Genomic DNA, 543 nt, shown 5'->3' on the forward strand with positions numbered 1-543 from the left:
GAACCAGTCCCCGATTCCGCCGTGGGCGCCGACGAGGCCGCCCTTGGCGTAGCCCGGCAGGCGTCCGTGGCGGTTCATGTAGTCGAGCGCGCCCGGATGGCGGCGCTCGATCGCCGCGGTCGACGTCTTCTTGGTGACGTACTCGCCGCGGTGCACGATGCCCGCGGGCTCGTAGGTCCCGCCGTCGCCGGTGTAGCCGCCGCTGCTCCAGCCCTTGAGGGACATGGGCTGGAGCTTGTCGATGGGCAGGACCTTGGCAGCCAAGTTCCACAACTTGACGATGCCCTTGTTGTAGACGATGTCGATGACCCACTTGACCGGGGCCTTCGTCGCCGACTTGATCTTGTTCCAGGCTTTCGCGATGCCCTTGCGGGCCGTGTCGAAGGAGTCCGCCACCTTGCGTATCGCAGACTTCAGCCCCTCGAAGATCGGCTTGATGCCCTCCCGGTACACCGTCCCGATGGTCTTCTTGATGCCGTCCCAGACCGGCTTGATGACCTTGTCGCGGAGCCAGCAGAAGACACCGCCGACCTTGCTCACGCC

The 543-nt window shown here is 65.6% G+C and carries 1 pseudogene; it reads right to left on the reverse strand.

Going from position 1 to position 543, the window contains the following annotated elements:
* Positions 1-543 (reverse strand): annotated as a pseudogene (locus ADL01_RS23045) (hypothetical protein); the annotation flags it as partial.

The sequence above is a fragment of the Streptomyces sp. NRRL WC-3618 genome (genome assembly GCF_001280005.1).
Classification (GTDB): domain Bacteria; phylum Actinomycetota; class Actinomycetes; order Streptomycetales; family Streptomycetaceae; genus Streptomyces.